Below are 22,464 nucleotides of genomic sequence, written 5' to 3'. Positions count from 1 at the left end.
CCCGGGGGGGGGGCCCACAATAAACACCCGCTCCATAACTCCCGCGGGCGGGGGGCCCCCCCCCCCCCCCCCAAACCCCCCCCCCCCCCCCACCCAAGGATCTTGACGGCTGAGGGCGTAGCAGGTGACTGCCGCCGATATGCCGAAATTTCGGGCAGCCTGGAGGCGTCGAGCCCGCTACCGGAGTGCGGACCACCCGGTTCTTCCTGGACATCGCGCCCGAATGGCGGCTCTGGGCGGGCCTGCTCCAGCCGCACGCTGGCGACACAGCCGCTGGCCAGGCGGATCCGCCGATGAACCAGCGCGAGGCGGTACGCGGCGTCCGCCAGCCCTGGTCGACCCGGCCGCACCCCAGTACGTCACCGGACTGAACCGCTGCTGGAACGCGTGCACCCCGATCACGACGGGCTCAATTTCCTTCGCGAGGCGATTATGGGGTCACGTTAAACGACTTAGTCGATTACGTCGATACCGTGACGATGACGATGGAGCGACTGCGGTACCACATCGGGGTGAACATGCCGATGATCCACGACGTACCCGACGACGTCCTTGAATCACTCCTGCGACAAGCGCGTGAGCGGGAGGAGCCACTGCAAATCTTTCTGCTGGCGATCTTCAAACGCCAAGCGGCCTTCAGCGAGAATCACGAGCTGATCGCTGAGATCCAGCAGAAGTTCGCCGCCGGCACCGGTGGCGCCGGGCCGGACGCGCCCGATGCCGCCGACGTTATCCGCGGCGAGCGCCGAAACGACGACGAATCATGATCGTCCCGGACACCTCAGCCATCACAACAGCCGTCGCCTACTCGGACGGTCGCGGCGACAAGGCGCGCATGGTCCTGCTTCAGGACGACAACTGGATCGCGCCGGAGCACTGGCACGTGGAGGTGATCGCCGCTATCCACTCGCTCGTGTTCAGGGACAGGCTCTCGGAAGCCCAGGGCCTTGAGGCGATCGCGTTGACCGTGCGGATGCGCATGGAAACCGTCCCGATTGACTCCCTGATACCGCGCATGTGGCGAATGCGGACGCATATCAGCGCTTATGACGCCGCATACGTGGCACTCGCGGAGCAGCGCGATTCGGCACTGGTCACCGCGGATGCTGAGCTGGCCCGGATAGCGCCGGCGTACTGCCGGGTGGAGGTCGTCTGAGGGTGCGGACGGCGAGGTAGAGGGTCAGGCCGATCGGCGACAAGAAGATGGTGAGGAAGAGGATCGGGGACACCACCAGCGGGTGGAGTCCCCGATCGCGGGCGTCGAGATACATCCAGCGGCCTATGAAGAGGTCGAAGGCGATCAGGTGCGCCCAGACGGCGGTGACCACGCCAGGGCTCGCGAAGAGCGCCCGGACGCCGTCCAGGTCGGGGTTGAGCATCTCGGTGGCGAACGGGCCGAAGTCCGAGCCGATCGCTACCGGCCAGATCGAGAGCGGGGCCAGCACGATCAGGGGCGAGGCGGCGATCCGGCGGGTCCAGCGCCACCGCGGGGCCAGGATCATCAGCGCCCAGAACGGCGCGGCCAGCGCGAACGCCAACCGGAAGAGCAACGCGTTCATCGGGCGCCGGCCGCGAGGCCGAAATCGGCGCGGTCGGTGCGGGTGCGGAGGGCCCAGACCGCACCGGCAAGCGTCGCCAGCAGGCCGAGGCCGGCGACGCCGAGTGTGAGCGAGTCGGGGTGGATCAGGGACTGGCCGCGGAGGGCCTGCCAGGTCACCACCGCGGTCAGCCAGGCGTAACCGAAGGCGGCGACCGCGATCAGCCGCACCCGTACCCCCGAGGGCCTGAGGCGGGACCAGCGGCGGGACAGCAGCGACAGGCCGAGCGCTAACAGTGGGAGCGCCTGGAGGCCGTGCAGGCCGATGAAGTGGCCGGCGCGCAGATCGCCGCCGACAGTGCTCCAGCCGAGCAGCGGCAGGCCGGGGCCGCCGTCCGCGACGCCGACGCTGTGCGCGCCGATCAGGGTGGGCGCGGCGCCGGACTCGAGCGCGTCGAGCTGCGCGGGGGTCGGGCCGGTCATGAAGTAGGCGATGCCCATGCCGGCCAGCGCGATCAGCACGCCGAGCCGGATCGCGAGCGCGGCGGGGCGGTCGGTCAGGCGCTGCCGGATCAGGATCACGGCCAGGCCGAGCGTGGCGACGAAGACAAGCATGATTGTGGCGGCCATGACCGCCCAGACCGCGGTGTCGAACGGCGTAGCCACGTTGAAGTGGCTTTCCGTGCCGCGCACGATCTGGCCGACGATGGCGGCCAGCTCGATCACCAGGCCGGCCGCGATGACGGTGCCGAGCCACCAGCCGGTGCGGGCGCGGCGGCCGTCGAGAAGCGAGATCAGCCAGGCCAGCGTGGTCGCGTAGATGACTGTGGAGGTGGCGAACTTGAACGCCTTGAGCCAGATCGGCGCGCCGACAAGCATGCGGTCGTCGAGCCACAGCCCGGCGAGGCAGGCCGCCGCCAGCAGCGCCATGGCACCGGCGACGACGATCAACGGACGATGCCTCGTCACCGCCCACGGCGTCCGGGTCCACCGCGGCCGGGTCCACCGCGTCAAGGTTTCAGTCATCGCTACCCTCTCGTGATGGATAGCGGCACTCTCCACTATCGGTAAGTAGACTATCCGCCAGACACCGGGAAGATCGCAAGGGGTTCTGGCGGATGCGCGTCGCGGAGTTGAGCAGGCAGACCGGGGTACCGGTGCCGACGATCAAGTACTACCTGCGGGAGGGTCTGCTGCCGGCCGGCGAGCTGACCAGCCCGAACCAGGCGAGCTACGACGACCGGCACGTACGCCGGCTACGGCTCGTGCGGGCCCTGCTTGAGGTCGGCCGACTGCCGATCGCCACGATCCGCGAGGTGCTGCGCGACGTGGACGGACACGCGGACTGGAACATGCACGAGCGCCTGGGCCGGACGCTCTACCCGCTGGCCGGCGTGCACGACACGCCGCCCGGCCCGGAGCTGGCCGCCGCGATCGCGGACATGGACGCCGCGATCGCGCGCTGGGGCTGGCAGGTCGAGCCGGACAGCCCGGGGCGGCGGAAACTGGCCGAAGTGGCGCTCACCTTCCGCGAGCTGGGCGTGGAGTACCTGCTTGACGAGATCGACAGGTACGCCGCGGCCGCCGAGATGATCGCCGAGTCCGACCTGCGCGGCATCGCCACGAAGCGCGCCCCCGACGACGTGGTCACCAGCGCGGTGATCGGCACTGTTGTCGGGGACGCGCTCCAGGCCGCACTGCGGCGGCTCGCCCACGAGCACACCTCGGTGCGGATGTTCGGCCGGCCCGGCTAGCCCTTCAGGCCGGTGTGCGCAAGCCCTTCGATGAACTGGCGCTGGGCGATCACGAAGACGATGAGCACCGGGATCGCGGTCATCGACGCGGCGGAGAGCTGCACGTCCCACATCGGCCCGCCGTACGCGTCGACGAACTGCGTCAGCGCCTGCGGCAGCGTGAACTTCGACGGGGTGGACAGGAAGACGATCGGCTCCAGATACAGGTTCCAGCTGTGCAGGAACGTGAAGATCGCGACCGCGCCGAGTGCCGGCCGGGCCAGCGGCAGCGCGATCCGCAGGAAGATGCCGAAGCGCCCGAGCCCGTCCAGGCGCCCGGCCTCCTCGAGTTCGGCGGGGAGCGCGAGGAAGAACTGCCGCATGATGAACGTGGCCAGCACGCTCGGCGCGCCGAGGATCGGCACCAGGATCAGCGGCCAGTGGGTGTCGATCAGGCCCCAGGCGTTGAACATCTGGAACAGCGGCACGATCGTCACCTCGCTCGGGATGAGCAGGCCGGTCAGCACCACAAGGAACAGGATGTTGGCGCCGGGGAACCGGATCCGGGCGAAGGCGTACCCGCTCAGCGAGGCCACTGCCATCGTCCCCACGGTCACGACAACGGCGATGTACGCGCTGTTGACGTACTGCTGCACGAACGGCTGGAGCGTGAAGACGTCCCGGTAGCCGTCCAGGGACGGCGACCCGGGCACCAGCGCGGGCGGCCAGGCGAAGATCTCGTGCACCGGCTTGAACGACGAGGTGACCATCCACCAGGTCGGGAAGACGAACGGCACGGCCAGCACACAGAGCAGGCCGTAGACGAGCACGCGCACCCTACTGCTCATGGAACACCCACCTCTTGCGCAGCTGCCACTGCACCAGGGTCAGCGCCAGCACGATCAGGAACAGCAGGACGGCAAGCGTGGACCCGTACCCGAAATGGTGGAACTGGAAGGCCTGCTGGTAGAGGTAGTAGACGAGCACAGTTGTCGACGTGCCCGGCCCGCCCTGGGTGAGCACCGCGATCTGCGCGAAGACCTGAAGCGACCCGACCACAGTGATGATCGAGGTGAGCAGGATCGTCGGGCTGATCATCGGTACCGTGATCCGGCGGAACCGGGTCCAGGCCGAGGCGCCGTCCATCCGCGCGGTCTCGTACAGGTCGCCGGGCACGCCCTGCAGCGCGGCCAGGAACAGCACCATGTTGAGCCCGGCGTTCTTCACGGTCTGCACCATGATCACCGAGATCAGCGCGGTGGTGTCGCCGCGCAGCCAGTTCGGCCCATCGGCGCCGGCCGCATCAAGCGCGCCGTTGATGCCACCGTTGTCCTGCAGCAGGAACTGCCAGACGATCGTCCAGGCGACGAGCGACACCACGACCGGCGAGAAGAAGATCGTGCGGAAGACCGCGGTGCCCCGGAGCCGCTGGTTCAGCAGCACGGCAAGCAGCAGCGCCACCGACAGGTTGAGCACCACGAGCCCGGCCGAGAAGAGTGCTGTCGCCCGCAGCACCGGGCCCAGGTTCGCGTCCTCGCCCAGCGCGCGGTAGTTCTCCGCGCCGACGTAGGTGAACGTGCCGGCAAGCACGTTCCACTCGTGCAGGCTGTAGTAGACGACCAGGACCAGCGGCACGAGGACGAACAGCACGCTCCCGGCCAGCTGGGGCGCGACGAAGAGGTACCCCGCGAGGTAGTCCCTTCGCCGCGTCGTCAGGTACGACTTCACTTGCTCAGCAGCGGGTTGATCGCGGTACACACTCCGGACAGGACGCCCCGCACGTCCGCGCCCGGCTGCCACAGCGGGTCGAGCGCGGCCCGGACGGCCTGGCTCAGCTCCGCGTTCCCGGTGTGGCTCGGCTTGACCTCGCCGTTCGCGATGCCGTCGATCACCACGTTCTGCAGCTGTTCCGGCTTGAGCTTCGGGTTCGCTGTGGCGAGCGTGTCCGCGGTGAGCAGTGCGGTGCGCGGCGGCGGGAAGAACCGGGCGAGCTTCGCCCCGTTCGCCGCGTTGGTGAAGTAGGCGAGGAAGTCGGCGGCCGCGTCCGCGTGCTTGCTCTGCTTGAGCACGCCGACACCGCCCTGCCCGATCACCGAGTACTTTCCGGACGGGCCGGACGGCAGCGGCACCAGGTCCCAGGCGAAGTCGTCGGACAGCAGCGACGCCCGGGAGATCTGGCTGATCGTCATGGCGGCCTCGCCGGCGAAGAAGTCAGCGGTCGTGCCGGGGCCGGGCAGCGCGGCGTCCGTGAAGATCGCCTTGTGCAGGAACGTCATCGCGTCGACCATCGGCTGTTGATCGAACCCGCAGGTCTTCCCGTCCTCGCTCCAGGCCTGCGCGCCCCAGCCGGTCCAGACCGTGGCCAGGTTGTCCCAGCCCTTGTAGTCGAAGTCGCGCACGACCAGGCCCGCCTTGCCGGTCCTCGCGTGCACGGCCGCGGCCGCCGCGATCGCCTGCTCCCAGGTCCAGCCGGTGGCGGGGCTCTGCTGACCGGCCGCGGCGAGCAGGTCCTTGTTGATGAAGACCCCGAAGGGCGAGTTCGAGAAGGGGTACGCGTAGGTGGTGCCGTCCGCCTGCCACAGCTTCATCACGGCCGGGTTCAGCCCGGCCGGGTCCTCGAGCGTGTCGTCGAGCGGTACGAGCGCGCCGGCCTCCACGAAGTCAAGCGCCGCGCTCTCCAGCAGCCAGGCCAGGTCCGGCCCCTTCCCGCCGGCCAGCTGGGTGGTGAGCGTGGTGGTGTAGTTCTCGAACGGCAGCGGATCGAAGGTCACCTTCGAGACCGTGCCCGGGTTCGCCGCCACGTAGGACGCGGCGATCTCGTCGAACAGCTTCAGGTGTGCCTCGTTCGCTGACCAGATGGTCATTCGCAGCTCGGCCGGGCCGGACGACGCGCCACCGCCGCCACAGGCGGTGAGTCCGAGCAGCAGCGCCGCGGCTATCGCGCGCAACCTCATAGGGGTGCCCTTTCCCATCGAAACAGATCAATAACCACTGACGTCCGGCCAGTGCAGCTCCACGCCGGCCGCGGTCAGCCGGTCCTGGAAGTCGGCGAGCAGGCCGGGGGTGTTCCGCACGGCCCGGGGTGCCACGCCCCGGGCCAGGCAGAAGTCGGCGAGGAGGCCGGCGACTTCGCCGACGTTCCACTCGACCGGGTGCAGGCGGTACGCACCGTTGGTGATGTGCGTGGTGCCGATGTTCTTCCCGGCGGGAAGCAGGTTCTCCACCCGCCGGGGCAGCAGCGCGCCGAGCGGGATCTCGAACGGGCACGCCGCCACGTCTACGTAGGTGTCGCCGCCGGTCGACGGGTGCAGATCGATCCGGTACATGCCGACGCCGACCGAGTCCGGGTAGCGCACCGCGCCCCGGTCGCCGCGCACCGACAGCGCCAGATCCTGCTCGACCACTGTGTACTCGGCCAGGATCCGCCGCGACTCGCGGATGTAGGGCGCCTGCGCCAGGCCGTCCGCGCTTCCGGTGACGTCGCCGCGCAGGCGCAGGCCGGGCCAGCCGGTGCCGCCGTCCGGGCGGGGCGCGTCGGTCTGCAGCCAGTAGAAGACCGACCGGGACAGCTCACGGGCCCGGCCGAGGTGCACCGCCGGGTCCGGCACGTCGATGATCGGCGACTCGAAGTAGTCGATGATCGGCCAGTTCACCACCGTGATGTCGCTGCCGTAGAAGCCGTCGGTGAAGTGCTTGCGCGCCGCGATCCTGCGGAACGTCCACAGGTTGCTGTCGCCCGGGTTCACCCGCTGGTCGGCGTGCACGGAGAGCGGGTCGTCGTCCGGGTTCGGCGTGAAACCGCGGACGGCCGGCTCAAGCGTGCGCGGGTTGACCATGGTCCAGGAGAGCAGCGGGCCGACCCAGAAGTCCGGGGTGTAGGCGCGCCAGAAGTCGTACCCCGGCGGCTTGTCGATCGTGTGGTCGCCGTCCACGTGGTCGACCGCGAAGCAGACCGAGACCGCCTGCATGTTGCCCGGCTGCGCGGCGGACGGGCCGGACGGTTCGCCGGTGTCGGCCGCGGACTCGAAGCCTGTGACGTATTCCGTGCCGGTGAGCGGCAGCAACTCGCCGGTCTCGGTGGCGTCCAGGATGTAGGGAGCGGTGAGCGTCAGCTCGCGGTCCGGGCCGGAGACCGTCACCGACGTGACCCGGTCGCCGTCAGTGGTCGCGGACACCGGCCGGTAGGGCTGCAGTACGCGCAGCCTGCCGGACCCGAGGTAGGGCGCCAGCATCGCGTCGATCACCGCCACCGCCACCCGCGGCTCGTGGCAGATCGGGCTCACCCAGCCGGAGCCCGGGTTCAGCTCCCGCCACGCCCGCGACCGCTCGGTAAGCGGGTAGTGCCGCCGGTAGTAGTCGCGGATGCCGTCCCGCAGCTGCCGGTAGCTCGCGGTCGCGCCGAACCGCTCGATCCAGCTGTGCTCGTCCGGCGGGACGGCCTGGCTGGTCAGCTGCCCGCCGAGCCATGCGTGCTCCTCGGTCAGGATCACCGATCGCCCGGCCCGCAGCGCGCTCAGCGCCGCGGCCACCCCGCCGAGACCGCCGCCCACCACAAGCACCTCGGACTCCATGTCGGCCACAGCCGTTCCTCTCCTCGTCCTGATCAGTTCCGCGGCGCGGCGAGGGTGACGCCCTCGACCGGCCCGCACGGCAGCAGGCGGCGCGCGTCCGCCCGGGAGACCTCGCCCGCGATCAGCGCGGTCAACACCTCGGTCGCCTGCCTGCCCATCTCCCGCCGCGGGATCCGGTAGCCGGAGAAGTCGATGTCGGTCGGGGCCGGCCGCGTCGGGTCGCCGAGCGCAAGCATCGACAGGTCGCCCGGGATGTCCAGGCCGCGCTCCCGTGCCACGGCCGCGAGCGCCACACCGTCCGCGAACTCCTCGACGAGCACTGCCGTCACACCGGCGGCGACAAGAGCATCAAGAACGTCCGCGGGGGTACGCCCGGAGGCGCGCTCCCTCCGTGGCACGAGGCCGTGGCGGCGCGCCGCGTCCCGGTAGCCCGCGAACCGGTCGGCGAACGATTCCGGGACGCTCCCACCCGTACCCCCGGATGATCCTGCGGGTTCTCCGCCGTCGCCCAGGTAGCACAGCTCGCGGTGCCCGGCCCCGGCGGCACGGTCCACCACGGCCGCGGTCGCGGTCAGGTAGTCCGCGCCCACGTAGGGCACCGGGCCTCCGGCGTCGTCGCGGCGGCCGACCGACACGAACGGCTGCCCCTCCTCGACCAGCCGGGTCAGCTCGTCCCGGTCGAGCGAGCGGCCGAGCAGGATGCAGCCGTCCGCCAGGCGCAGCCGGTTGTCCTCGTGGAAGATGCGGCGGCGGCCGTCGGTGACCGGCGCGCTCGTGAACAGCAGCAGGTCGCAGCCGAGCCGCTCCGCGCACTCCTCGATGCCGAGCAGGAACGGGTGGTAGAAGTCCGCGCTGCCGGCCGGGAAGACCGGTTCGTAGGTGAAGACGCCCAGGATGCGGTTGTGCCGGTCGGCGAGGCGGCGGGCGATCGGATCGGCCACGTAGCCGGTGCTGCGGATTGCGGCAAGCACGCGCTCGCGGGTCTCCGGCGCGATCCGGACGTCGGCGTCGCCGCGGCCGTTCAGCACGAGCGAGACCGTCGCCTGACTCACGCCGGTCATCCGCGCGATGTCCTGCTGCGTGATCCGCTTCCGCGACGCCGTCACTGTCGGTGGTCCCTTCGCCAAGTGCTAATGCGTATTAGGCGGCTAGCGTCGGCCCTCGGCGGCCCTGTCGTCAAGCCCGAGTTTTCGCGCTGATAATTCGTATTAGCTTATTGACGGCAGGGGTCCGGCGGGCCGAAGCTCATCGACCACGTCCATTGGTCACTGAGCGCTCTCAATCACCGGAGGCGAGACCATGCACCGTCGAACACTCCTGCACGGCGCGGCCCTGCTCGGCACGGCCGGCGCGCTCGGCGCCGCGACCCCGGCCCACGCGGCCGGGCCCGGTGGCTTTCCCACCTACCGCTATCTCGGCACGCCGTTCACCAAGTCCGCGCTCGCCTACAACCCGACCAACGAGCTGATCTTCCCGTGCGTCCGCGGCGTCTACGACAAGCTCAGCGCGCCCCGCGGCAGGTACTACCTCTGGTACGCGCCGCACGACGCGCCCGGCGGCATCTGCCTGGCCTACGGCGACGCGCTGTCCGGGCGGTTCACCGAGCACCCGGCGAACCCGATCATCCCGCGCAGCTGGGCGCCGCACTACTCGGTCAGCCACGTGTCCTCGCCGCACGTGCTCTGGCACACCCCCAGCCGGCGCTTCTACCTGTACTTCCACGGCGAGAACACCACGACCCGGCTGGCGACCTCGGCGAACGGGATCGACTACACGTACCAGGGCGTCGTGCTCACCACAGGCATGGTTCCGAACACCACCGAGACGTCGTACGCGCGCGTCTTCGAGCACCCGATCGCGGCGCTCGGCTCCCGGTACGTGATGGTCTTCATGGCGTACCACACGGTCACGCCCGGCGTCCGGAAGATCTTCTGGGGCTGGTCCGCGGACGGCGTGACCTGGCAGTACGACCCGACGCCGCTGGTCTCCCCCACCGCGGACGGCGAGACCGACATCAGCGGCCCGCACCTGCTCACCCGCAACGGCACCGCCTACGTCGTCTACCACGGCGGCTCCGGCCGGATGTACCTCACCGAGGTCGGCCTGGCCTTCGACCGCGAGGTGCACCTGGGCGTCTTCCACACCCCGCTCACCGGCGCGCCGGACGGCGGCCGGTCAGCCGCCCCGGCATTCGGCACCGACGGCGGCGTGTCCTACATGTTCTACGAGGCCGGCCAGCGCTCCTCGTCCACGATCGCGGTGGCCCGGGCGCTCTGATGCGCCACTCCCTGGCGCCGGGTGCCTACGCTCGGCGCCAGGGACGGGTGGCTCGTGATCGCGGTCGAGGGCCGCACCACTTCCGGGTCTCGGTCGGCCGGCAGATCTACGACGGCCCGGACACCGGCGCGTTCAGGCCGTGACCGTGCGGAACGCGCGGACCAGCGCATCGGCCAGGCCGCCGCGCCCGTCCGCAGTCGCACCGTTGATCTCCGCCCAGCCCAGGCGGGCCGAGATCGGCGTGCCCGGGACCAGGGACTCCCAGTCCTCGGCGGCAAGCGCGGTGGAGATCCGGCGGCCCACCTCGGCGGCCTGGGTCATGTCCGCACCCGGCAGCACCACCACGAACTCGTCGCCGCCGTAGCGGGCCACGAAGTCGCCGCGGCGCATCACCCGGTTTATCACGCCTGCCACCCGCTGCAGCACCAGGTCACCGGCGTGGTGGCCGTGAAGCGTGTTGACCGAGGTGAAGCCCATCAGGTCGCACACACCGAGCGCGGCCCGCTCGCCACGGCCGGCCAGGCCTGATACGTACCGCTCCAGGCGCCGGCGGTTGGGCAGGCCGGTCAGCGGGTCGGTGAGCGCCTCCCCGCCGGACTGGGCGGCGGCCCGGCGCATCTCCTCCTGGTCCAGGCGGGCCGCGATACCGTCCACGTAGACCTCGCGGAGCCGGTCACTGCGCTGCGCGGCGAGCCGGAACGCCAGCCGGTCGGCACGGTGCGCGGCCTCGTGGTCGCCGGCCCGCGCATAGCTGATGCTGCGCAGCCGGGCCGGTTCCGCCGCGCCGAGCGTCTCCGGCGCGACGGTGACGGTGCTCAGCTGGGACAGCGCGTCCGCGGTCCGGCCGTCCGCGATGAAGAGGCAGATCTCCCCGAGTTTGCGCAGGTCACGGGCGCGGGCACTATCACCGCCGTAGGCAAGCATCCGGGCCGCGTCGGCCGGGTAGCGTTCGCCGAGCGCGGCGGCCCGGGCGACTGTGTACCCGTAGGCGGCGCGGCTGCTCGGGCGGATCCGGTCCAGATGGCCGGCCTCGTCGATCCTGGTCAGGTCGTCGCTGACGTCGCGGAGCACGCGCAGGCAGCCGTCCGTGTCGCCGGCGTGGTCGAGCGCGATCGCATTCCGCAGCCGGATGCCGGGCGCGGCCAGCACCTCCTCCGGCAGGCCCGCGGTCGTGGCGATCTGCCGGGCCCGCTCTATCGCGCCGAGCGCGTAGCCGTGGAACGCCAGGTACGAGTACGCCATGGCCAGGTCGTGCCAGCCCCACGCGGTGTCCGAGTCCGGATCGGTGACAGCGGTAAGCGCGCGGGAGCTCTGCACCAGGTGCATGACGCAGCGGTCGAGTGCACCCTGGTGGTGGGCGGCGAGCGCGGCGAACGCGTGCAGCTGACCGCGCACGTACGGCTCCGGGAGGTCCGCGACCGCCTCGAACGCGCGGTCCATGGCCGGCCCGTACTCCGCGGTGCGGCCCAGGTTGATGAGCGTGCCGAGCCGCTGGACCAGCGCATCCGTACGCGCATAGGGGTCCTTGGTGTCCTCCGCGACACGCTCCAGCAGCCGGGACGCCTCCGCCGAGCGGTCGGCCTGCTGGAGTCGGCGCGCCTCCCGCAGGCGGTCGGCCTGGTCCGTGACCTGGTCGAGCCAACCCACTCGGCGCCTCCCGCGATGGTGGTGCGGCGCGCCGTGAAGCTCGCCACGATGTGCACGGCGCGCCGTGCGTCCTGCTTTCGGCCCGCCACTCTGTGCGTACCGTAATGATTATGGCGTGACCCACGCTCATGAAAAGCCCCCAGCGGGCACGGAACGGACACGAGCCTCCGCGGCCATCGCCCGGGGGACGTCCCGCCTGGCGGAGGCGGGTGTCCCGTCACCACGTGTCGACGCGGAGATTCTGGCGGCCCACGTGCTCGGCGTGCCGCGCAGCCAGCTGCTGCTCTCGGACGGTTTCACCGACGAGACGCTGCTGCCGTTCGTCAAGGCGATCGAGAAGCGGGCGACCGGCGTACCGGTCCAGCACATCACCGGGAGGGCGCCGTTCCGGCACATCGAACTGTCGGTCGGCCCGGGCGTGTTCATCCCGCGCCCGGAGACCGAGCTGGTGACGGACTGGGGCCTGGCCGCGCTGGCCGGGCACTCCCGGCCGGTCGTCGTCGACCTGTGCAGCGGCTCGGGCGCGATCGCGCTCGCGGTGGCGAACGAGCGGCGGGACGCGACTGTGTACGCGGTGGAGCGCTCGCCGGAGGCACTGACCTGGCTGCGCCGGAACGCGGCGGAGCGGGCGGACGCGGGCGACACGCACATCACTGTCGTCGAGGGCGACATCACCGACGACGCGGTGCTGGCCGAGCTGAACGGCACTGTGGACCTGGTGCTCTGCAACCCGCCCTACGTACCGGCGGGGACGAAGGTGGCGGTCGAGGTCGACCACGATCCGCCGCAGGCCGTGTTCGGCGGCGAGGAGGGCCTTGACCTGGTCCCGGCCGTGATCGCGATGGCCGGGCGACTGCTTACCGGCGGCGGGTCGTTCGCGGTGGAACACGACGAGACGCACGGCGCGGAGGTGCCGGCGCTGCTGCGCGAGGACGGCCGGTTCGCGGTGATCCGCCTCCGGTACGACCTCGCGCAGCGCGCCCGCTACACCACCGCCCACAAGGGCTAGGCCAGGGGAAACTCTTCGCCCAGAAGCGCGCGCAGCCGAGCCAGCGCCCGCATGCTCTGCATCTTCACGACGGAGGCGGAGACACCGAGGATCTCCGCCACCGACTCGACGCTGCGGTCCTCCCAGTGCCGGAGCACCACGATGGCCTGATCCCTGACCGGCAGCGTGGCAAACGCGCCCAGCAGGGCGATGTGCAGCTCCGGCGAGGCCTGGTTCTCCGCCCCGCGCTCCGGGAGGTCCGCGACCACGAGATCGCTGCGCCTCTTCCGCTGGTCGAAGATCACATTCATCAGGACCCGCCGGCTGTACGCCTCCAGGCTCGACGCCCGGCGTACACGTGACCAGGACGCGTACATCTTGGCGAGGGTGATCTGGGTGAGGTCCTGCGCCAGGTGCCAGTCCCGGGTCATCAGGTAGGCGGTGCGCCGCAACCGGGGCGCGGCCGCGGTGGCGAACTCGGTGAAGTCCACGTCCCCGCTCCGGATCCCGGCCGGCGCGGCGTCAAGCACGATCGCCCTCATCGCGGCGCCCCGGTGCAGACCTGGCTGAGCATCTGGTCGACGCCGGGCGCGCCGCCGTAGCGGGTCGCGACCTCGTCCCACCGGCCGGCGTCGGTCAGCCGGATCCGGAACGATTCCGGCATCTGCTCGGGCACCACGCTGCCGACCAGTTCGGGACTGTCCTTCCACAGCTCCGCGAACTTCTGGAACGCGGAGTCGCGCGACTCGAACTCGAACGACTCGACCAGGTCATCCCCGGACAGCCGGCGGTCCAGCTCCTGGAGCTGCGCGTCGGTGATGTCGGTGCGGAGGAACATCGCGAACTCGGTGGACGGGTCCGGCCTCGGGGCACACTGGAGACTGCCCGCCATCGCCAGCGGCAGCATCGCCGCGGGTGGCGACGTGGCCCCGGCCGGCGGCGCGTCCGGGCCGGGCACCAGGTTCACCGCGCCGAGCACCGCCACCAGCGCGACCGCGGCGGCGGACCCGCCCAGCAGTCGTCGCCGCCGGCGGATCCGTGTGCCGTGCGCCATCGCGTCGCGGGTGATGTCGCCAAGCGGCACGGGCTCGTCCGCGACCGCCATCCCGAAGATGTCCCGAAGTTCCTGATCCACGTGTCTGCTCTCCATCGACCGAAGAAACCGTCATGGAGATAGACACCTCAGCTGCCCGGTTCGGTCACCCCTTGCGGGCCAGCTCCGAATCGCCGGCGAGCCGCGCGGTCCGGTCGGCCTGGGTCAGCGCGTCAAGCACGCCGTCCACGTCACCTGCCAGCACCAGGTCCAGGTTGTACGCGGTGAAGCCGATCCGGTGGTCGGTGATCCGGTTCTGCGGGAAGTTGTAGGTGCGGATCCGCTCCGACCGGTCCACCGTGCGCACCTGCGACTTGCGCGCGTCGGACGCCTCCGCCGCGGCCGCCTCCTGGGCGTGCGCGAGCAGCCGGGAGCGCAGGATCCGCATGGCCTGCTCCCGGTTCTGCAGCTGCGACTTCTCGTTCTGGCAGGAGACGACCACGCCTGTCGGCAGGTGGGTGATCCGGACCGCGGAGTCGGTGGTGTTGACCGACTGACCGCCGGGGCCGGACGACCGGAACACGTCGATCCGCAGATCGTTCGCGTCGATCTGCACGTCGACCTCCTCGGCCTCGGGCAGCACGAGCACACCCGCGGCCGAGGTGTGGATGCGGCCCTGCGACTCGGTGACCGGCACGCGCTGCACCCGGTGCACGCCGCCCTCCCACTTGAGCCGGGACCAGACGCCGTTGCCGCCGTCCGGCACGCCCTTGGTCTTGATCGCCACCGAGACGTCCTTGACGCCGCCCATGTCCGAGCTCTGCGCCTCGATGACCTCGGTGACCCAGCCGTGGCGCTCCGCGTACCGCTGGTACATCCGCAGCAGGTCGCCGGCGAACAGCGCGGACTCCTCGCCGCCCTCGCCCGCCTTGATCTCCAGGATCACGTCCTTGGCGTCGTTGGGGTCCCGTGGCATGAGCAGCTCGGCGAGGCGCTCCTCCAGCTCGGGCAGGCGCGTGGACAGCTCCGCCGCCTCGGCCGCGAACGCCGGGTCCTCGGCGACCAGCTCGCGGGCGGCCTCCAGATCCTCGCGAACCTGCTCCAGCTCCGCGTGCGCCTTGTGGATCGGGGAGAGCTCGGCGAACCGCCGGCCGACACGGCGCGCCGTGTTCTGGTCCGCGTGGAGGGCCGGGTCGGCAAGCTGCTTCTCCACGTCCGTGTACTCGTCGAGGAGCGCCAGCAGCCGTTCGTTGCTCATCTCAAGATCTCCAAAAGGAACCGCGTGGGAGGGGCGGAAAAGACGAACGGCGCCCGTCCCCGTCATGATGACGGGAACGAGCGCCGAACGGAAAGCTACTTGGTCTTCGCGGCGGTCTTCTGGACCTTGGCGTACTTCTGCTGGAACTTCGCCACGCGACCCGCGGTGTCGAGTACGCGCTGCTTGCCGGTGTAGAACGGGTGGCAGGCGCTGCAGGTCTCGACGCTGATCTTGCCGTCCTTCGCGGTGCTCCGCGTGGTGAACGTGCTTCCGCAGGAGCACGACACCTCGGTGACGGCGTACTGCGGGTGAATGTCCTTCTTCATGAGCCTCGGTCCTCTCGTGGGTGGTCGCCGGGTCGCTCGACGGGGATCGTCGCGCGGGAACCGGAACCGCTGGCCGATGGTCCAGTCTGCCATGCCTCCGGTGCGGGTTTCGCACCGGGAGACGGTGACCGTTCCGGGTGGTGTAACCGCGTCTCAGGGCAGCACATTCCCGAGCGTGGCGAGGTGCCTGCCTAGTTTCTGGCGCACCTCCGGCGACACGTCGAGGAAGCGTAGCCGCAGGTCGTCGCCGGTGCGCTGGGCCACGGTCGCGGCGATCGGCATGGTGCTGCCACCGATCCGGAGCTCCGCGGTGACGTTCGTCCCCAGACCCAGCGCGTCCAGGCCGGGCGCGGTGCAGTGCATGCCGCCGAGGCTCACGTCGAGCAGCCGGCCGGTGTGCCGCTCGCCGTCCACGATCAGCGTGACCGGCCCGTGGTCGGCGTACCTGGGGAATTCGCGGCGTTCCAGCTTGTCGGTCAGGTCGACCATGTTGTTGATCCGGTCCAGCGTCTCCGCCACGCCCCGGTCCAGGCTCTCCACCATGTGATGCTGCTCGGCCGTGATCTGGCGCAGCTCGATCGTGGCGCTGTTCACGCTGCCGATGCCCTCGGTGACGCCGCCGATCGCGGTGAACATCTCCGCCACGTCCGCCTCAAGCGAGGCGATGGTGCTGGAGATCTGCTCGGTGGACCGCGCGGACGCGGTGGCCAGGTCCTTCACCTCGCCGGCCACGACCGCGAAGCCCTTGCCCATCTCGCCGGCCCGGGCCGCCTCGATCGTCGCGTTGAGCGCCAGCATCCGGGTCTGGTCCGCCACCCCGGCGATCACCTGGGCCATCTCGGCGACGCGGCGCAGGCTTGCGGTGAGCGCGCCGGTGACCCGGTCCGCCTCCGCCGCCTTGGTGACCACGGACTGGGTGACCTGCTCGGCGGAGGCCATCTGCCCGTCGATCCGGCTGGTGGCGCCGCGTACCCGCTCGACCTGCTTGACCACCTCTGCCAACTCCACGGCGATGGTGGCCGAGGTCTCCGAGATCGCCTCCTTCGCCCGCTCCCGCAGCAGCGCCTCGGACCGCTGCTGCTGGGCCATGCCCGCCTGCATCTGCTGCTCGCGCGCGTCCTGGCCGGCCCGCAGGCTCTCCTCCTGGGCCGCGATCTTCTCGCGCGCGGTGCCGAGCGCCCGGCCGATGTCGCCGAACTCGTCCCGCCCGGTGGGCAGCGGGCGCGGCGCGAGGTCACCGGCCGCGATCGCCCGCACGCCGTCGACCATGTGCCGCACGTGGAAGCGGGTGTGCCACCAGAGACCGATGCCCGCGTAGACCGCGAGCAGCACGCCGACCACTGTGATCGCCAGGATGGTGTCCTGCTCGCCCTCGAAGCCGCCGACCCGGGTGGCGATCAGGCCGCCGAGCGCCGCGTCGAGGTCGACCATGACGGCGCGGACTGCCTCACCGAGCGGCGCCGGGTCCGGCGTGGCAGCGGTACCGAGCCCGGCCGTGATCGCGGCGGCGACCTGCTCGGCCGCGGTCGCGACCCGCTCCACCCCGGTGAGCCGCCCGGCGAGCGTGTCGTCCGCGGTGTTCGCAAGCGAGGTCTCCGCACCGACCCGCAGGTTCCCGGCGACAGTGGTCAGCTCGGAGGCGTAGACGGCCTGGGCGGCGACCAGCGCGGTGCCGGTCTCCGCCGACGGCGCGGCGGCCCGGGCGGCGGCCAGCAGCGCGCGCGGCAGCTGCACGACCTCCATGTCCATCAGGTAGAACGAGTCGAGGTCCGGGTCCAGGATCAGGTTCGACTCGTTCGCGACGCCGGTGATGAACGCGGCCATCGCCTCGCCGAACGCGATCCGCCCCGCGCCCGAGGTCGCGTCCCCGGTCGCGGCCTCGGTGAGCGCGTCGCGCACCTCATCGAGCGTGCCGTCCTCGAACAGGCCGGCGTTCGCCTCGATCGCTGTGGTCAGCGCGGCCAGGTCGGGTCGCTCGCCGGCAAGCGTGGCGCCGAACTCCGCGAGCGCGGGCAGCAGCACGTCCGCGCCCTCGCCCTCGCGCTCGGAGAACGAGATCTGGCCCTGGGAGAAGTGGACGAAGCCGTAGACCGCGCTCATGCACGGCACGAGCAGCACCACCATGATGATCGAGAGTCGCACGGTCATCCGGGTGCGATCCCAGATCGCCAGCACCGGGAGCAGCAGCCGTGGGTACATCCGGTTACATCCCCTCGCCGACGTTCCACACCCCGGATCGGCGTTACTGACCCGAAGCTGAGGTTTTCCGCCGCATCGGGCACACCGCCCGCTCGTGCGCGTCCTCGTCCAGGTAGAACGCGGGGCGCTGATCCGCCTCGTGGTAGTAGCGGTGGAAGACCCGGGTCGCCGAACCGGAGATCGGCGGCACGATCCAGCTCCAGTCCGCCGGCACGACCCGGCCGGCGCGCTCCTCGTTGCGCAGGTGCGTGAGGAAGCGCTCCGACTCGGTGTGGTGGTCGGAGATCTTCACACCCGCCAGGTCATAGGAGTGGAGCACGGCCCGGTTCAGCTCGATCAGCGCGCGGTCCCGCCACAGCGTGGCGTCCGACGACATGTCCAGGCCCATCCGCTTCGCCGTCTCCGGCAGCACGTCGAACCGGTCCGGGTCGCCGAAGCTGCGCGCGCCGATCTCGGTGCCCATGTACCAGCCGTTGAACGGCGCCAGCGGGTAGTGCAGGCCGCCGATTGTCAGCCGCATGTTCGAGATGGCCGGGACCGCGTACCAGCGCAGGCCGAGCTCGCCGAACCAGGGCAGGTCGGGGTGGGTGATCGGCACCTGCAGCACGGTGTGCTCGGGCAGCTCGAAGAGCCGTACGCCCTCGTCCGGCGTCTCGATCGCCACCGGCAGCACGTCGTGGTCCGACCCCGCGCCGGACCAGCCGAGCGCGGACATCGCCTCGGTGAACTCGACCATCCGCGGGTCGCCGACCACGCTTCCGTCCGCGCGCCGGTACCCGGCGTACCTGATCAACTGCTCATTCCAGATCCGGGGGTACGGCCGTCCCGGCGTGGCCGGCGGGAAGATCGAGATGACCGGCCGCAGCTGCCCCGGGTTGGTGGCGCCGGTGGCCTGACGCAGGTGCCGCAGAAGCAGCGTGAAGATGTGGTCCGCGGTGGTCGCCGACCGCCGGTCAAGCACCACCAGGCTGCGCCAGTAGAGCCGGCCGATGCACTTGGAGGCGTTGCGCCAGGCCACCTTCGCGCCGTAGGCGACCTCGTCGTGCGTCTGCGTGTAGGTGCCGGTCGCGGCGATCTGCGCGCGCACCACGGCCAGCCGGGGCTCGACCGGGCCGAGGCGCTTCTCCTCGCCGTAGCAGAGGCGCAGGAACTCCTCCGCCTCGATCGCGTCCACCGGGGCGTCCGGGTCCCACGGTGCGGCCGGATTGTCCCGGTAGCCGGGCACGGTCATGTCGCCTCCCGTCAGCGTCGACGTCGAACAAGCGCGACACACCCTCATGTTCAACCACAAAGCCACCCCACGGGCCCAAACCCGAAAAAGCCTCAGGGGGTACGGATGACCCGTACCCCCTGAGGCTTCTGCTTGTGGAGCGTGTTACTCGCCCGGCGTCGACTTCGCGATCTGCATCAGGAACTCGATGTTCGTCCGCGACTCCTTCAGGCGGCCGAGCAGCAGGTCAAGCGCGGCCTGCGACTCCAGCGAGTGGAGCACCTTGCGCAGCTTGTGCGTGATGGCGAGCTCCTCCGGCGCGAGCAGGATCTCTTCCTTACGCGTGCCGGACGGGTGGATGTCGATGGCCGGGAAGGTCCGCTTGTCGGCGATCTTCCGGTCCAGCTTCAGCTCCGCGTTACCAGTGCCCTTGAACTCCTCGAAGATGACCGTGTCCATCATGGACCCGGTCTCCACAAGCGCGGTCGCGAGAATTGTGAGCGAGCCACCGTTCTCGATGTTGCGCGCGGCGCCGAGGAAGCGCTTCGGCGGGTAGAGCGCGGTCGAGTCGATACCACCGGACATGATGCGGCCGGAGGCCGGCGCGGCCAGGTTGTAGGAACGACCCAGACGCGTCACCGAGTCAAGCAGCACGACCACGTCGTGGCCCAGCTCGACCAGGCGCTTGGCCCGCTCGATCGCCAGCTCCGCGACTGTGGTGTGGTCCTGCGGCGGCCGGTCGAACGTGGCCGCGATGACCTCGCCCTTCACCGAGCGCTGCATGTCGGTGACCTCTTCGGGGCGCTCGTCCACCAGAACCACCATCAGGTGGCACTCCGGGTTGTTGTGAGTGATCGCGTTCGCGATCGCCTGGAGCACCATCGTCTTACCGGCCTTCGGCGGCGAGACGATCAGGGCGCGCTGGCCCTTGCCGATCGGCATCACCAGGTCGATGACGCGGGTGGTCAGGATGTGCGGCTCGGTCTCCAGCCGCAGACGCTCCTGCGGGTAGAGCGGCGTGAGCTTGTAGAACTCGGGGCGGCGCTTGGCCTCCTCCGGGTCCATCCCGTTGATCGTGTCCAGCCGGACCAGCGGGTTGTACTTGTCCCGCCGCGCCTCGCCCTCCCGGCTCGCCCGGACCGCACCGGTGATCGCGTCACCGCGGCGCAGGTGGTGCTTCTTCACCTGCGACATCGAGACGTAGACATCGTTCGGCCCGGAGAGGTACCCGGTGGTCCGGACAAACGCGTAGTTGTCGAGCACGTCGATGATGCCGGCCACCGGGACGAGCACGTCGTCGTCGGAGATCGCCGGCTCGTTGCTACCGCGCTCCGGACGCTCGGTGACCTCGCCGCGGTCGTTACGGCCACGGCGGCGGTCCCGGAAACGGCTCCGGCGGCCACGGCGGCCGCTGCCGTCCTCGTCGTCCTCGTCGGCCGGGCCGTTGTCGCGGTCCCGGTCGGCGCCGCGCGGCGCCCGCTCGGAACGGTCGTTCCGGTCCCGGTCGGCACGCTCGCCACGGTCCGCACGCTCGCCGCGCTCGGGCCGGTCGTTGCGCTCGGGCCGGTCGCCACGCTCGGCACGGTCGCCACGCTCGGGCCGGTCGTTACGGTCAGCCCGGTCGGTGCGCTCGGGACGGTCGGCCCGGTCGTTACGGTCGGTGCGCTCGGCCCGGTCACCGCGGTCGGTGCGCTCGGCCCGGTCACCGCGGTCGGTGCGCTCGGCCCGGTCACCGCGGTCGGTGCGCTCGCCGCGCTCGACCCGGTCGGTGCGCTCGGCACGCTCCGGACGCTCGGTGCGCTCAGCACGCTCCGGACGCTCGCCACGGTCGGAACGGTCGCTGCGCTCGCGGCGGCTGCGGCCCTCACGCTGCGGCTCCGGCTGCTCCTCGGTCTCGATGCGAGGCTCCGGGGCACCGGCCGCACGGGAAGCCCGGCGCGGCGCGCGCGTCTCCGCCGGGGCCTCGGCCACCGGGGCGTCGGCGACGGCGGGAGCGGCGGCTGCGGGGGTCTCGCGGATCTCGGCCCGCACCTCCTCGCGCACCGGCGCGGCCGCCGCGGCGACCTCCGCCCGCTGACGGGGGGCGCCACCGCCCGCACCGCCGCTCTGACGCTCGGAGATGGCGGCGGTCAGCTCGCCCTTGCGCATCCGGGCAGTGCCGGAAATGCCGAGCGACGCGGCGAGGCTCTGCAGCTCGGGCAGGAGCATCGCCGAAAGGCCGGTTCCGGAGCGCCGCCGGCGCGTGGTGCCGGCCGCGGCCTCGTCAGCGACCTTTGATGCATCCGACGTGACGTCGGTGGTGTCGCTCAATGGATTCCTTCCCTCGTAAGGCCGGGCTGCCCGGGTGTTTCGTCAGTGGTGGCCGGGCGGCCTCGTTCCCGCCTCGCATATCGCGTCACGGGAGTCTGTGAGCACGGCAGCCGGAGGGCGGTTTCCAATCGGCCGGTTTCGACAGATCGGGATCGCCGCCGACAGCGGCCGTGACATCTGCGGATCGGCATCATGCCTAGGCAGGAGGTGAGACGGGCTGACCGCCGAAAGCTTCGGGGGTGCACCGACCCGCAGGAGATCATCGCTTGCTTCGCGGTCGTGCTAAAGCGCGGTATTGCTTAATCGCGGCTCATACTAAGTCGCGAAGGTGCTAGTCGCGGCTGTGCTACGCCAAGAGCGTAGTCAACTCTTGCGACCTGCGGCAATAGTGTACCGCTCGGCGAGTCCAAGTGTACTACCGGACAGTCCGGCGCCGTCCGTGTCCACCGCAATCGGCGCGGCGGACCAGCCGGCCCCCGCCTCGAAGTCATCGGGGACCTGCGTCAATGCCAGCACGGTGGGTCCGGCGCCGCTGATCACGGCCGCCACCCCGGCCGCCCGCAGCCGTGTCACGAGCGCCGCGCTCTCCGGCATGCCGGGCGCCCGATAGTCCTGGTGCAGGCGGTCCTCGGTGGCGGGAAGCAGCAGCTCAGGGGCGGCGGTCAGCGCGTGGACAAGCAGCGCGGCCCGCCCCGCGTTGCGGGCGGCGTCCACGTGCGGCACCTCGGCCGGCAGCGCGGCGCGTGCGTGCGCGGTCAGCCCGCGCACCTCGGGGACGAAGACGGTCGGATGCACGTCAGCAGCAGGCGTCAACCGCACCGCGTGCGCGCCGTCCTCGCCGGTCCAGGCGATCGTGAACCCGCCGAGCAGGCAGGGCGCCACGTTGTCCGGGTGGCCCTCGATCTCGTTCGCCAGGCGCAGCGCGGCCGCGTCGTCCATCAGCGTGCGGCCGTTCTCCACGAGCGCGCGGGCCACCTCGATGCCGGCCACGATCGCGGCAGATGACGAGCCCAGGCCGCGGGCCTGCGGAATCCGGTTGTCGCACTCGAGCGCGAGGCCGGGCGGGCGGGCGCCGAGCACGTCGAACGCCGCGTACGCGGACCGGGCCACCAGATGATCCGCGCCGGGCGGGAGCTCGCCCGCACCCTGGCCGGACACCGTGACCACGCAGCCGTCCTCGGTGACGCGGCCGGTGACGTGGTCGTAGAGGCCGAGCGCGAGACCTAGCGCGTCGAAACCGGGGCCGAGATTGGCGCTGGTGGCGGGCACGCGCACCGTCACCGGGCCGCTGACAAAGGAGAGAGCCACCCGATCAGCCTAGGAGGTCGGCCCGGTCCCCTCCGCGCGGGCCCGTACCGGTTGCGACCTGCGGATA

21 protein-coding genes are annotated in these 22,464 nt (G+C 71.0%); 5 read left to right on the top strand and 16 right to left on the bottom strand.

Annotated elements, in window-relative coordinates; all coding sequences use genetic code 11:
• The first annotated feature begins 473 nt into the window (after window positions 1-473).
• Both ACIA8K_RS24745 and ACIA8K_RS24740 read left to right on the top strand, forming a co-directional pair.
• Window positions 474-767 carry a hypothetical protein gene (locus tag ACIA8K_RS24745; protein WP_396063093.1) on the top strand — a complete coding sequence of 98 codons (294 nt, stop codon included), beginning with the start codon at window positions 474-476 and terminating at the stop codon, window positions 765-767.
• Entirely contained in the window at window positions 764-1,156 is a 393-nt protein-coding gene (locus ACIA8K_RS24740) for a type II toxin-antitoxin system VapC family toxin (RefSeq protein WP_396063091.1), read from the top strand. Before ACIA8K_RS24745 ends, ACIA8K_RS24740 begins: the two co-directional genes overlap by 4 nt.
• On the opposite strand, the gene ACIA8K_RS24735 is transcribed toward ACIA8K_RS24740, so the two are convergent.
• Together ACIA8K_RS24735 and ACIA8K_RS24730 are read right to left on the bottom strand one after the other, a co-directional pair.
• Window positions 1,095-1,559 (bottom strand): ABA4-like family protein, encoded by a 465-nt coding sequence (locus ACIA8K_RS24735; RefSeq protein WP_396063089.1) that lies wholly within the window; start codon window positions 1,557-1,559, stop codon window positions 1,095-1,097. The two genes, ACIA8K_RS24740 and ACIA8K_RS24735, sit on opposite strands and share 62 nt — an antisense overlap.
• On the bottom strand, window positions 1,556-2,506 hold the full coding sequence (locus tag ACIA8K_RS24730; protein WP_396063087.1) for a hypothetical protein: 951 nt from the start codon (window positions 2,504-2,506) through the stop codon (window positions 1,556-1,558). Before ACIA8K_RS24730 ends, ACIA8K_RS24735 begins: the two co-directional genes overlap by 4 nt.
• 149 nt (window positions 2,507-2,655) lie before the next feature.
• On the opposite strand from ACIA8K_RS24730, the gene ACIA8K_RS24725 reads away from it, so the two are divergent.
• Entirely contained in the window at window positions 2,656-3,291 is a 636-nt protein-coding gene (locus ACIA8K_RS24725; RefSeq protein ID WP_396063085.1) for a MerR family transcriptional regulator, read from the top strand.
• Here the strand turns inward: ACIA8K_RS24725 and ACIA8K_RS24720 are convergent.
• The 5 genes from ACIA8K_RS24720 to ACIA8K_RS24700 are packed head-to-tail and all read right to left on the bottom strand — an operon-like array spanning window position 3,288 to window position 8,947.
• Window positions 3,288-4,118 (bottom strand): carbohydrate ABC transporter permease, encoded by an 831-nt coding sequence (locus ACIA8K_RS24720; protein ID WP_396063083.1) that lies wholly within the window; start codon window positions 4,116-4,118, stop codon window positions 3,288-3,290. The genes ACIA8K_RS24725 and ACIA8K_RS24720 overlap by 4 nt on opposite strands.
• Entirely contained in the window at window positions 4,108-4,998 is an 891-nt protein-coding gene (locus ACIA8K_RS24715) for a carbohydrate ABC transporter permease (protein ID WP_396063081.1), read from the bottom strand. The genes ACIA8K_RS24720 and ACIA8K_RS24715 overlap by 11 nt, the downstream gene beginning before the upstream one ends.
• The gene (locus tag ACIA8K_RS24710) at window positions 4,995-6,224 is read right to left on the bottom strand and encodes an ABC transporter substrate-binding protein (protein ID WP_396063079.1); all 1,230 of its coding nucleotides are present in this window, start codon (window positions 6,222-6,224) and stop codon (window positions 4,995-4,997) included. Before ACIA8K_RS24710 ends, ACIA8K_RS24715 begins: the two co-directional genes overlap by 4 nt.
• A 27-nt stretch (window positions 6,225-6,251) precedes the next feature.
• Entirely contained in the window at window positions 6,252-7,841 is a 1,590-nt protein-coding gene (locus ACIA8K_RS24705) for an FAD-dependent oxidoreductase (RefSeq protein ID WP_396063175.1), read from the bottom strand.
• A gap of 32 nt (window positions 7,842-7,873) precedes the next feature.
• The gene (locus ACIA8K_RS24700) at window positions 7,874-8,947 is read right to left on the bottom strand and encodes a LacI family DNA-binding transcriptional regulator (protein WP_396063077.1); all 1,074 of its coding nucleotides are present in this window, start codon (window positions 8,945-8,947) and stop codon (window positions 7,874-7,876) included.
• A gap of 193 nt (window positions 8,948-9,140) precedes the next feature.
• Between ACIA8K_RS24700 and ACIA8K_RS24695 the strand changes: the two genes are divergently transcribed.
• On the top strand, window positions 9,141-10,118 hold the full coding sequence (locus tag ACIA8K_RS24695) for a hypothetical protein (RefSeq protein ID WP_396063075.1): 978 nt from the start codon (window positions 9,141-9,143) through the stop codon (window positions 10,116-10,118).
• Window positions 10,119-10,250: 132 nt separating this feature from the next.
• On the opposite strand, the gene ACIA8K_RS24690 is transcribed toward ACIA8K_RS24695, so the two are convergent.
• Window positions 10,251-11,765, bottom strand: a complete 1,515-nt coding sequence (locus ACIA8K_RS24690) for a diguanylate cyclase domain-containing protein (RefSeq protein ID WP_396063073.1) — start codon at window positions 11,763-11,765, stop codon at window positions 10,251-10,253.
• A gap of 115 nt (window positions 11,766-11,880) precedes the next feature.
• On the opposite strand from ACIA8K_RS24690, the gene prmC reads away from it, so the two are divergent.
• Window positions 11,881-12,774, top strand: coding sequence for a peptide chain release factor N(5)-glutamine methyltransferase (gene prmC, locus ACIA8K_RS24685; RefSeq protein WP_396063071.1), 894 nt, complete (start codon window positions 11,881-11,883; stop codon window positions 12,772-12,774).
• Here the strand turns inward: prmC and ACIA8K_RS24680 are convergent.
• From ACIA8K_RS24680 to thrB, 8 genes are all read right to left on the bottom strand, one after another.
• Window positions 12,771-13,295 carry a SigE family RNA polymerase sigma factor gene (locus ACIA8K_RS24680; RefSeq protein ID WP_396063069.1) on the bottom strand — a complete coding sequence of 175 codons (525 nt, stop codon included), beginning with the start codon at window positions 13,293-13,295 and terminating at the stop codon, window positions 12,771-12,773. The genes prmC and ACIA8K_RS24680 overlap by 4 nt on opposite strands.
• Window positions 13,292-13,888 (bottom strand): permease-like cell division protein FtsX, encoded by a 597-nt coding sequence (locus tag ACIA8K_RS24675; protein ID WP_396063067.1) that lies wholly within the window; start codon window positions 13,886-13,888, stop codon window positions 13,292-13,294. The genes ACIA8K_RS24680 and ACIA8K_RS24675 overlap by 4 nt, the downstream gene beginning before the upstream one ends.
• 64 nt (window positions 13,889-13,952) lie before the next feature.
• Entirely contained in the window at window positions 13,953-15,044 is a 1,092-nt protein-coding gene (gene prfA, locus ACIA8K_RS24670) for a peptide chain release factor 1 (RefSeq protein ID WP_396063065.1), read from the bottom strand.
• 95 nt (window positions 15,045-15,139) lie between these two features.
• Window positions 15,140-15,370, bottom strand: coding sequence for a 50S ribosomal protein L31 (rpmE, locus tag ACIA8K_RS24665; protein WP_396063063.1), 231 nt, complete (start codon window positions 15,368-15,370; stop codon window positions 15,140-15,142).
• Between the two features lie 153 nt (window positions 15,371-15,523).
• Window positions 15,524-17,569 carry a methyl-accepting chemotaxis protein gene (locus tag ACIA8K_RS24660; protein ID WP_396063061.1) on the bottom strand — a complete coding sequence of 682 codons (2,046 nt, stop codon included), beginning with the start codon at window positions 17,567-17,569 and terminating at the stop codon, window positions 15,524-15,526.
• Between the two features lie 43 nt (window positions 17,570-17,612).
• A complete protein-coding gene (locus ACIA8K_RS24655) occupies window positions 17,613-18,800 on the bottom strand; it encodes a nitric oxide synthase oxygenase (RefSeq protein WP_396063059.1) in 1,188 nt (395 codons plus the stop codon).
• A 144-nt stretch (window positions 18,801-18,944) separates the two neighbouring features.
• Window positions 18,945-21,089 (bottom strand): transcription termination factor Rho, encoded by a 2,145-nt coding sequence (gene rho / locus ACIA8K_RS24650; protein WP_396063057.1) that lies wholly within the window; start codon window positions 21,087-21,089, stop codon window positions 18,945-18,947.
• 363 nt (window positions 21,090-21,452) lie between these two features.
• A complete protein-coding gene (thrB, locus tag ACIA8K_RS24645; protein WP_396063055.1) occupies window positions 21,453-22,397 on the bottom strand; it encodes a homoserine kinase in 945 nt (314 codons plus the stop codon).
• Between the last annotated feature and the right edge of the window lie 67 nt (window positions 22,398-22,464).

The sequence above is a fragment of the Catenuloplanes sp. NPDC051500 genome (genome assembly GCF_044454585.1).
Classification (GTDB): domain Bacteria; phylum Actinomycetota; class Actinomycetes; order Mycobacteriales; family Micromonosporaceae; genus Catenuloplanes.
Note: the sequence above shows the minus strand (reverse complement) of the source record. Positions and strands in the feature narration are given on the sequence as shown.

Excerpts from the sequence above, each read along its gene's own strand:
- ACIA8K_RS24710 (WP_396063079.1), bottom strand. The coding sequence starts at position 6,224 with ATGAGGTTGCGCGCGATAGCCGCGGCGCTGCTGCTCGGACTCACCGCC.
- ACIA8K_RS24740 (WP_396063091.1), top strand. The coding sequence starts at position 764 with ATGATCGTCCCGGACACCTCAGCCATCACAACAGCCGTCGCCTACTCG.
- ACIA8K_RS24660 (WP_396063061.1), bottom strand. The coding sequence starts at position 17,569 with ATGTACCCACGGCTGCTGCTCCCGGTGCTGGCGATCTGGGATCGCACC.
- ACIA8K_RS24725 (WP_396063085.1), top strand. The coding sequence starts at position 2,656 with ATGCGCGTCGCGGAGTTGAGCAGGCAGACCGGGGTACCGGTGCCGACG.
- rpmE (WP_396063063.1), bottom strand. The coding sequence starts at position 15,370 with ATGAAGAAGGACATTCACCCGCAGTACGCCGTCACCGAGGTGTCGTGC.
- ACIA8K_RS24720 (WP_396063083.1), bottom strand. The coding sequence starts at position 4,118 with ATGAGCAGTAGGGTGCGCGTGCTCGTCTACGGCCTGCTCTGTGTGCTG.
- prfA (WP_396063065.1), bottom strand. The coding sequence starts at position 15,044 with ATGAGCAACGAACGGCTGCTGGCGCTCCTCGACGAGTACACGGACGTG.
- ACIA8K_RS24705 (WP_396063175.1), bottom strand. The coding sequence starts at position 7,841 with ATGGAGTCCGAGGTGCTTGTGGTGGGCGGCGGTCTCGGCGGGGTGGCC.
- ACIA8K_RS24735 (WP_396063089.1), bottom strand. The coding sequence starts at position 1,559 with ATGAACGCGTTGCTCTTCCGGTTGGCGTTCGCGCTGGCCGCGCCGTTC.
- ACIA8K_RS24655 (WP_396063059.1), bottom strand. The coding sequence starts at position 18,800 with ATGACCGTGCCCGGCTACCGGGACAATCCGGCCGCACCGTGGGACCCG.
- ACIA8K_RS24680 (WP_396063069.1), bottom strand. The coding sequence starts at position 13,295 with ATGAGGGCGATCGTGCTTGACGCCGCGCCGGCCGGGATCCGGAGCGGG.
- ACIA8K_RS24695 (WP_396063075.1), top strand. The coding sequence starts at position 9,141 with ATGCACCGTCGAACACTCCTGCACGGCGCGGCCCTGCTCGGCACGGCC.